Origin of the sequence: Streptomyces sp. NPDC048106 (genome assembly GCF_040706415.1) — a bacterium.
Classification (GTDB): domain Bacteria; phylum Actinomycetota; class Actinomycetes; order Streptomycetales; family Streptomycetaceae; genus Streptomyces.
In genome coordinates this window covers 1-7,766 of record NZ_JBEZND010000091.1, presented here as the reverse complement: position 1 = coordinate 7,766, position 7,766 = coordinate 1, and the positions used below count along the sequence as shown (strand labels likewise).

Annotated in this window: 8 protein-coding genes; 7 read left to right on the top strand and 1 reads right to left on the bottom strand. The window is 72.8% G+C overall.

What is annotated here, in order from left to right:
* Positions 1 to 173: 173 nt before the first annotated feature.
* Positions 174 to 629 (bottom strand): metallopeptidase family protein, encoded by a 456-nt coding sequence (locus AB0927_RS40605; protein ID WP_366672899.1) that lies wholly within the window; start codon positions 627 to 629, stop codon positions 174 to 176.
* Between the two features lie 294 nt (positions 630 to 923).
* Here AB0927_RS40605 and AB0927_RS40600 point away from each other — a divergent pair, with 294 nt between their 5' ends.
* The 7 genes from AB0927_RS40600 to AB0927_RS40570 form a co-directional block, all read left to right on the top strand.
* Positions 924 to 1,346, top strand: coding sequence for a DUF3499 domain-containing protein (locus AB0927_RS40600; protein WP_366672898.1), 423 nt, complete (start codon positions 924 to 926; stop codon positions 1,344 to 1,346).
* Positions 1,347 to 1,517: 171 nt separating this feature from the next.
* Positions 1,518 to 2,882, top strand: a complete 1,365-nt coding sequence (locus AB0927_RS40595; protein WP_366672896.1) for a phosphomannomutase/phosphoglucomutase — start codon at positions 1,518 to 1,520, stop codon at positions 2,880 to 2,882.
* Between the two features lie 120 nt (positions 2,883 to 3,002).
* Positions 3,003 to 3,173 carry a Trm112 family protein gene (locus AB0927_RS40590; RefSeq protein ID WP_366672895.1) on the top strand — a complete coding sequence of 57 codons (171 nt, stop codon included), beginning with the start codon at positions 3,003 to 3,005 and terminating at the stop codon, positions 3,171 to 3,173.
* A gap of 91 nt (positions 3,174 to 3,264) precedes the next feature.
* Positions 3,265 to 4,392, top strand: a complete 1,128-nt coding sequence (locus AB0927_RS40585) for an SIS domain-containing protein (RefSeq protein WP_366672894.1) — start codon at positions 3,265 to 3,267, stop codon at positions 4,390 to 4,392.
* A 121-nt stretch (positions 4,393 to 4,513) separates the two neighbouring features.
* Positions 4,514 to 5,665: a mannose-6-phosphate isomerase, class I gene (manA, locus tag AB0927_RS40580; RefSeq protein ID WP_366672893.1), complete on the top strand. Its 1,152-nt coding sequence runs from the start codon at positions 4,514 to 4,516 to the stop codon at positions 5,663 to 5,665.
* Between the two features lie 127 nt (positions 5,666 to 5,792).
* Complete coding sequence (locus AB0927_RS40575; RefSeq protein WP_366672892.1) at positions 5,793 to 6,773, top strand: cation diffusion facilitator family transporter; 981 nt, start codon at positions 5,793 to 5,795, stop codon at positions 6,771 to 6,773.
* Positions 6,774 to 7,069: 296 nt separating this feature from the next.
* Positions 7,070 to 7,766, top strand: a 697-nt coding sequence (locus AB0927_RS40570) for an adenosylhomocysteinase (RefSeq protein ID WP_366672891.1), incomplete at its 3' end; no start/stop codon positions are given.

The following is a 7,766-nucleotide window of genomic DNA, read 5'->3' as shown; positions in this document are numbered from 1 at the left end:
GGGCCAGACGCAGGCGACCGGTCTCGGTCAGGGGTGCATTACGGTGGACCACGAGGGCCTTTCTGGTTGGTGTAGACGTCGCAATCCACACCGAATCGGAAGGGCCCTCACCCGTTCAAGATCCCTCAGCCGAGACCTGGCTCACCCGTCCACAACCTCCCCGGACAGAACACCTAGTCCTCCCCGTACCGCGGATCCACCGTCTCCGGCGTCAGCCCCAGCAACTCCGCGACCTGCTCCACGACCACCTCGTGCACGAGCGCCGCCCGCTCGTCCCGCCCCTTCGACCGGATCTCCACCGGCCGCCGGTACACCACCACGCGCGCCCGCCGCCCCTCCCGCGCCGGCATGATCCCCCCGAGCGGCACCGCCTCGTCCCCCCACAGGGCGGCCGGCTCATGCCCCTCCAGGCGAGGCACCTCGAGAACCAGGAACTCCACCTCGGCGAGCTGCGGCCACCGCCGCTCAAGCCGCTCCACGGAGTCCTGCACGAGATCCGCGAACACCTCCGCACGGCTCGCCGCCAACGGCACCTGCGGCGGCGCGATCGGCCCCCGCATGCCCCGTCCGTGACGATCGCGGCGACGGGGCCCGGGGCCTGCGGCTCGGGGCGGTACAGGGTTGTCCATCACTGGTGAAGCGTAGTCCCCGACCGTCCCGCCCGCCCGGCCGTACGCGCCAACCGGCCACCCGCGACGTCCTGTCACGGGACGACCGTTCCAGCCAACCTGCGGCTCGTTTCGGCAATCGTCCACGAACCCCGCACATCCTCGGAGCGCAAGGTGATTGACCGTATTTGTACCGACTCATGACCGGAACCGGTCCCGCCCGAGCGCCCCGCGGGCCACCACCCCGCAGGTCAGCAGGGGCTGTGCGGAGAGGTGTGTGGGGCGTCTCACAGCGCGACACGGCGGAGTGACCTGGTGGAGAGTCGTCGCGGCCCGCTCAAGAGTGCGGTACCGTCCAACCTCGTGAGCCCTGTACGTCGCTGTTCGCGCACCGCCTGCGGCCGACCCGCCGTCGCGACGCTGACGTACGTCTACGCCGACTCGACCGCGGTCCTCGGCCCGCTCGCCACCTACGCCGAACCCCACTGCTACGACCTGTGCGCCGAGCACTCCGAGCGCCTCACCGCCCCGCGTGGCTGGGAGGTCGTCCGCCTGCTCGACGGCTCCGCCCCCGCCCGCCCCAGCGGCGACGACCTGGAGGCGCTCGCCAACGCCGTGCGCGAGGCCGCCCGTCCCCAGGAGCGCGCGGCCGAGGCCGGCGGCGGCGCCCGCACCGTGGACCCCATGGAGGTGGCCCGCCGCGGCCATCTGCGGGTCCTGCGCTCCCCGGACAACTGACGCACCTCCGTAAGGCGCGTGACGGACGGTCACCCGCAGGTGTGTCCGCAGAGCCGGCCGCCCCGCCACTCCTCCCGGTGACAACCGCGCGCCCTCCCGGTGTCCGCACACCGTCCGCTTACCGCGGACGGGTAGTTTGTGGGGGCTCAGAGAACCTCAGGAGGCTTGGCCGTGACTGCTGATCTGTCGCAGATCGTGAAGGCGTACGACGTACGCGGAGTGGTCCCGGACCAGTGGGACGAAACACTGGCCGGGCTCTTCGGCGCCGCCTTCGCGGAGGTGACAGGCGCGTCGGCGATCGTCGTCGGCCACGACATGCGGCCCTCGTCCCCCGGCCTGTCCCGCGCCTTCGCACGCGGCGCGGCGGACCGCGGCGTGGACGTGACCGAGATCGGCCTGTGCTCCACGGACCAGCTCTACTACGCCTCGGGAGCGCTGGACCTGCCCGGCGCCATGTTCACCGCCTCGCACAACCCGGCCCAGTACAACGGCATCAAGATGTGCCGCGCCGGCGCCGCCCCGGTCGGCCAGGACACCGGCCTCGCCCAGCTCCGCGAACTGGTCGAGAAGTGGCTGGAGTCGGGCGCCCCCGAACCGGCCGCCGAGCCGGGAACCCTCGCCTCCCGCGAGACGTTGCGGGACTACGCGACGCACCTGCGCTCGCTGGTCGACCTGACCGCGATCCGCCCCCTGAAGGTCGTGGTCGACGCGGGCAACGGCATGGGCGGCCACACCGTGCCCACGGTCTTCGCCGGCCTGCCCCTGACCCTCGTGCCGATGTACTTCGAACTGGACGGCACCTTCCCGAACCACGAGGCCAACCCGCTCGACCCGGCCAACCTCGTGGACCTGCAGAAGCGGGTCCCGGCGGAGGGCGCGGACCTGGGCCTCGCCTTCGACGGCGACGCCGACCGCTGCTTCGTCGTGGACGAGAACGGCGACCCCGTCTCCCCGTCCGCGATCACCGCCCTGGTCGCCGCGCGCGAGCTGGCGCGCCACGGCGGTGCGGGCCCGGTCATCCACAACCTGATCACTTCCCGCACGGTCCCCGAGGTCGTCCGCGAGAACGGCGGCACCCCGGTCCGCACCCGCGTCGGCCACTCCTTCATCAAGGCCGAGATGGCCCGCACCGGCGCGATCTTCGGCGGCGAGCACTCCGCGCACTACTACTTCAAGGACTTCTGGAACGCCGACACCGGCATGCTGGCCGCCCTGCACGTCCTCGCCGCCCTCGGCGGCCAGCAGGGCCCGCTGTCCGCGCTGGTCGCCCAGTACGACCGCTATCCGGGCTCCGGCGAGATCAACTCCACCGTCGCCGACCAGTCCGCCCGCCTCGCCGCGATCCGCGCCGCCTACGAGGGCCGCGCCGACGTCACCGTGGACGACCTCGACGGCCTCACCGTCTCCGCCCCCGACTGGTGGTTCAACGTGCGCCCCTCCAACACGGAACCCCTCCTCCGCCTGAACGCCGAGGCGAAGGACGAGGCCACGATGGCGAAGATCCGCGACGAGGCCCTGGCGATCATCAGGGCCTGAGACCCTGCCCTCCCACCGGCCGGCCCTCCCACGGGGCGCCCCTGGCGCCCCGCCCCCATCCGCCCGGCAGCGGTACGCTGACCAGCGGTCCGAGAAACCCCGCCCTCGAAGGGACACCCCATGCCGCTCGAAGCCGGCCTCCTGGAGATCCTCGCCTGCCCGGCCTGCCACGCCCCGCTCAAGGAGCAGGGCGCCGAGCTGATCTGCACCGGCCAGGACTGCGGTCTCGCCTACCCGGTCCGCGACGGCATCCCGGTCCTCCTCGTGGACGAGGCCCGCCGCCCCGAGTGACGCGGTCCCGCCCGTCGTAGCGTCGTACCCCCACGCACCCCGTAGCGTCGTAGACGTCGTAGCCACCCCCGGCGATCGGAGGCTGCCGCCCATGCTGGACGAATCGCTGCTGGACAACCCGGAGGGCCTCGCCGAGGCCGACCGCCGGGGCCTGCTGCGCGGTGCCGCCGAGGCCGGCGCCCGCGTCCGTACCGCCGCCCGGCACGCCGCCGAGGCCGGCGTCGGCGACCTCAAACCCGACGGCCGCCCCCGCGCCGTGCTGATCGCGGGACCCGGCGCCGCCGCCACCCACACCGCCGACCTCCTCGGCACGCTGGCGGGGCCCGGCAGCCCCGTGGTCCGCCTCGCCCCGGCCGGCGTCGCCCCCGCCGCGGGCGCCCTGCGCTGGGAACTCCCCGGCTGGGCCGGCTCCGTCGACCTCCTCCTGATCACCACTCCGGACGGCACCGAGCCGAGCCTGTCCCTCCTCGCCGACCAGGCCTACCGCCGCGGCGTCACGGTCGTCGCCGTCGCCCCGGTGGGCACCCCCCTCGCCGAGGCCGCCGGCGGCACGCACGGACTGTTCGTCCCGATGGCGACGTCACCGTACGACCACGACGAGCCGCTCGCCGCCTCCTCCCCGGGCGTCTTCTGGGCCCTGCTGACCCCGTTGCTCGCCCTCCTGGACCGGATCGGCCTGCTCACCGCGCCGCCCGAGGCCCTGGAGAAGGTCGCCGACCGCCTCGACCACGTCGCCGAACGCTGCGGTCCCGCCATCGTGGCCTACAGCAACTCTGCCAAGACCATCGCCGCCGAACTCGCCGACGCGCTCCCCGTGGTGTGGACCGAGGGCGCCTCCGCGGGCCCCGCCGGCCGCCGCTTCGCCGCCGCCCTCGCCGAACTCGCGGGCCGCCCCGCCGTCGTCGCGGAACTTCCCGAGGCGCTCGCCGCGCACGGCGCCCTGCTGGCCGGGCCCCTCGCGGCCAGCGCCGACCCGGACGACTTCTTCCGCGACCGCGTGGAGGAGCCGCCCGCGCTGCACGCGCGCGTGGTCCTGCTGCGCGACCGTCCGAGCGGCGGCCTCACCGCCGCCCCCGCCGCCCGCGACCTGGCCCTCAGCCACGACACGCCGATCAGCGAACTCGAACCCGAGGAGGGCGGCGAACTGGAGACCCTCGCGGAACTGATCGCCGTCACCGATTTCGCCGCCGTTTACCTGGCGCTCGCTTCCGGGGCCTGATCTGGCTGCGGGCCGGTCCGCACCGGCCCCGGCCCCCGCCCTGCCCGGCCCCGACACCGGCACCGCGCCGGGCGCCGGGCCGCCGGCCGAGCAGCGCACGCACGGAAGACAGAGAAGAAACATGGACCGCCTCGACAACACCGTCCGCCCCTACGCCTGGGGTTCCCCCACCGCCATCCCGCACCTGCTCGGCGTCGAGCCGACCGGCGAACCCCAGGCCGAGCTGTGGATGGGCGCCCACCCGGGCGCCCCGTCGCGCACCGCGCGCGGCACGCTCGCCGAAGTGATCGACGCGGACCCGGAGCGCGAACTGGGCAAGGAGGCGGTGGCCAGGTTCGGCCCGCGCCTGCCCTTCCTGCTGAAGATCCTCGCCGCCGGCGCGCCCCTCTCCCTCCAGGTGCATCCCAACCTGGAACAGGCCAGAGCGGGTTACGACGACGAGGAGCGCCGAGGCGTCCCGATCGACGCCCCGCAGCGCGACTACAAGGACCCCAACCACAAGCCCGAACTGATCTGCGCCCTGACCGAGTTCGACGGCCTGTGCGGCTTCCGCGACCCGGCCGGCGCCGCCGACCTGCTCGCCGGGCTGGGCGTCGACTCCCTCAAGCCGTACGTCGATCTCCTGGGCGCCCGGCCCGGGGACGCGGCCCTGCGCGAGGTCCTCACCGCGATCCTCACCGCGGACCCCGACGAGATGGCCCGTACGGTCGCCGAGGCCGGCGCCGCCTGCGTCCGCCTGGGCGGCGACCACGCCCCGTACGCCGAACTCGCCCACCACTACCCGGGCGACCCCGGCGTCCTCGCGGCCATGCTGCTCAACCACGTCCGGCTGCAACCAGGCGAGGCCCTCTTCCTCGGCGCCGGCGTCCCACACGCCTACCTCAGCGGTATGGGCGTCGAGATCATGGCCAACTCCGACAACGTCCTTCGCTGCGGTCTGACCCCCAAACACGTCGACGTGCCCGAACTCCTGCGCGTCGTCCGCTTCGAGGCGGGCGACCCCGGCGTGCTGCGGCCCGAGGCCGCCCCGGACGGCGAGGAGGTCTACGAGACGCCGATCGACGAGTTCCAACTCTCCCGGTACGTCCTGGCCGCGGGCGGCACCGCCCACGACCTCACCCGGAACACCCCGCAGATCCTGCTGTGCACGGCCGGTTCCGTCCGCGCGGGCGAGCACCAACTGGGCCCGGGGCATTCGGTGTTCGTCCCGGCCGGCGAGAAGGCCGGGATCTCGGGCGCGGGTACGGTCTTCCGGGCCACCGTCCGCGTTTGACGGTTCGTAGAACCAGGGCCCTGGATACCCGACGCGCCGGGCCCGGCCGGGCTGCAAGAATGACCCACCGGCAAAGGCCGGGCAAAGCCGCAGGGATGAGCAGAGACCGAAGGGACAACGCGGACACATGAGCGCGTCAGGCGGTACCAAGGCGATCGTGGCGGCACTCGGCGCCAACCTCGCGATCGCGGCATCGAAGTTCGTGGCGTTCGCCTTCAGCGGCTCCTCCTCGATGCTCGCCGAGGGCGTCCACTCGCTCGCCGACTCCGGCAACCAGTTCCTGCTGCTCGTCGGCGGCAAGAAGGCCCAGCGCGAGGCCACCCCCCAGCACCCCTTCGGCTACGGCCGCGAGCGGTACATCTACGCCTTCCTCGTCTCGATCGTCCTCTTCTCCGTCGGCGGCATGTTCGCCATCTACGAGGGCTACGAGAAGATCTCCCACCCGCACGCCCTGGAGAACTGGTACTGGCCGGTGGCCGTCCTCGTCTTCGCGATCGCCGCCGAGGGCTTCTCCTTCCGCACCGCGATCAAGGAGTCCGAGGAACTGCGCGGCACACTGTCCTGGTCGCAGTTCATCCGCCGCGCCAAGGCCCCCGAGCTGCCCGTCGTCCTGCTGGAGGACTTCGGGGCGCTCATCGGTCTCGTCCTCGCCCTCGGCGGCGTCGGCCTCTCCCTGCTCACCGACGACGGCGTCTGGGACGGCGTCGGCACCGTCTGCATCGGTGTCCTCCTCGTCTGCATCGCCCTGGTCCTGGCGGCCGAGACCAAGTCGCTGCTGCTGGGCGAGGCGGCCGGCCTCGACGTGATCAAGAAGATCGAGAAGGCGACGGTCGACGGCGAGTCGGTCACCCGCATCATCCACATGCGCACGCTCCACCTCGGCCCCGAGGAACTGCTGATCGCCGCCAAGATCGCGGTGCGGCACGACGACACCGCCGCCGAGATCGCCGCCGCCATCGACGCCGCCGAGGACCGCATCCGCACCGCCGTCCCGATCGCCCGCGTGATCTACCTCGAACCCGACATCTACAGCGAGGCCGAAGCCGCCAAGGGCCCGGACCCGGCGGCGACCCCCGGCGGCCCGAACCCGCACGCCGGCGGCCACTGAATCGGCACCGCCCGCCCCGCCCCGGACCGCGTGGCCGACCGGCGAACGGCTTGAACCATGCGGACGCGGACTGTGGGCGACCGGGCGGTCCGGTGTAGCTTGGGACGGAGCCAGACGTCGCTGCTGATGGCGGTCGGGCGGTCCCACCACGGACCGGCCGAGGGAGAGAGGGCCTCCGACGGACTGCGCTGCGCGTACGTGGGCATGCCAGTGTCCTCTTCTCGGGGACCCGTATGTCCGCCGCCGCGCAGACCAGCCGTATCCACCCTCGACCCGAATCCGAGGAGCAGCTCGCAATGACGACTGTCGACAACCGACAGGACTTCAAGGTCGCCGATCTCTCGCTGGCCGAGTTCGGCCGCAAGGAGATCACCCTCGCCGAGCACGAGATGCCCGGCCTGATGGCGATCCGCAAGGAGTACGCCGAGACGCAGCCGCTCGCCGGCGCCCGCGTCACCGGTTCCCTGCACATGACCGTGCAGACGGCCGTGCTGATCGAGACCCTGGTCGCCCTGGGCGCCCGGGTCCGCTGGGCCTCCTGCAACATCTTCTCCACCCAGGACCACGCGGCCGCCGCCATCGCCGTCGGTCCGAACGGCACGCCGGACAACCCGCAGGGCGTCCCGGTCTTCGCCTGGAAGGGCGAGACCCTGGACGAGTACTGGTGGTGCACCGAGCAGGCGCTGACCTGGCCGGACAGCCCCACCGGCGGCCCGAACATGATCCTGGACGACGGCGGCGACGCCACCCTCCTCGTCCACAAGGGCGTCGAGTACGAGAAGGACGGCAAGGTCCCCGGCCTGGAGACCGCCGAGTCCGACGAGCACCGCGTCATCCTCCAGCTGCTGCACCGCACCCTGGGCGAGAACCCCCAGAAGTGGACCCAGCTGGCCTCCGAGATCCGTGGTGTCACGGAGGAGACCACGACGGGTGTGCACCGGCTGTACGAGATGCAGCGTGACGGGGTCCTGCTGTTCCCGGCGATCAACGTCA

Coding starts and splice junctions, on each gene's coding strand:
- AB0927_RS40605 (WP_366672899.1), bottom strand. CDS start 629: ATGGACAACCCTGTACCGCCCCGAGCCGCAGGCCCCGGGCCCCGTCGC.
- AB0927_RS40590 (WP_366672895.1), top strand. CDS start 3,003: ATGCCGCTCGAAGCCGGCCTCCTGGAGATCCTCGCCTGCCCGGCCTGC.
- AB0927_RS40585 (WP_366672894.1), top strand. CDS start 3,265: ATGCTGGACGAATCGCTGCTGGACAACCCGGAGGGCCTCGCCGAGGCC.
- manA (WP_366672893.1), top strand. CDS start 4,514: ATGGACCGCCTCGACAACACCGTCCGCCCCTACGCCTGGGGTTCCCCC.
- AB0927_RS40575 (WP_366672892.1), top strand. CDS start 5,793: ATGAGCGCGTCAGGCGGTACCAAGGCGATCGTGGCGGCACTCGGCGCC.